The organism is Mesorhizobium sp. M4B.F.Ca.ET.143.01.1.1, from assembly GCF_004792275.1.
Classification (GTDB): Bacteria; Pseudomonadota; Alphaproteobacteria; order Rhizobiales; family Rhizobiaceae; genus Mesorhizobium; species Mesorhizobium abyssinicae.
In genome coordinates, this window is the sequence record NZ_SRSR01000061.1 from 1 (window position 1) to 869 (window position 869).

Consider the following 869-nt stretch of genomic DNA (forward strand, 5'->3'; position numbering starts at 1 on the left):
TGTATTCGCGGAGCGTCTAGATACCTGAGTAATTCGTCCACACCGCCTAATCCGGTGAAGTCGATTTCGGCGGCCACATATCCCGACGCGGCGACCGCCATTTGCGTGAGCTTGTTTACGAAGAGGCGTCGGTTAGGGCACGGGTCTACAGCTCCGGGAGAGGATCGGCTTGAAAAGAGCTGCCGTTGGTGTGGCGCGCGAACGCGGTGATATACATACGACGCTTGAAACCGGCGAGCTCTTAAATGCGATGCACGATCGCCTGAGGCGTCCCTGCGGGGACGAGAGCCTAGCTATTCCGCTGATCGGGGTTGCACCGCTGGCTTAGCAAGGTGCGTCGTTCCCATTGAACGCTCGTCCCGTAAAGTCCCATCATGCGGCGAACCAATATTGACCACGAAGAACCGTGTGGCTAGTCAAAAGCTCACGAGGGGAATATCCGCTGCAAACGGCCGCCGTCTCCTCGATCGCGCTCCTCGATCGCGCCAAGATCGGCTGCACAACGCAGCGCACAGCGGATGGGCCGGCCAGAGGATAGCGGTATGCTGGGAGGTGTCCCCACCGAGGCTACCGAGAAAGCTGAAGGCTCTTGGAAGCGGGAGCTGCGCCAGGCCAATGAGATCCTGCGCAAGGCGATGCTTGGTTTGCGGTGGCGGAGTTCGATCGTCTTTAGAGACGATACTCGCCTTCCGCGGAGAAGAGGTTGGTCGAGCCGATCCGTCGATCTGAGGTGCTGCCGAACGCCGTGTCACATGGGATTCACTTGTCGCTGAGCTACCTGCAAGTTCCTTTTTTTGGCCTTATCCAAGTTCCTGCCGACTCCGTGCTTGTCTTCGCGGGTTCACCGTGGTTCCCGGTTACCAGCACGT

Annotated in this window: 1 pseudogene; it reads left to right on the plus strand. The window is 59.0% G+C overall.

Going from position 1 to position 869, the window contains the following annotated elements:
* Window positions 1-50: 50 nt before the first annotated feature.
* Window positions 51-328: pseudogene (locus EN786_RS39175) on the plus strand (hypothetical protein); the annotation flags it as partial.
* Window positions 329-869: the final 541 nt, after the last annotated feature.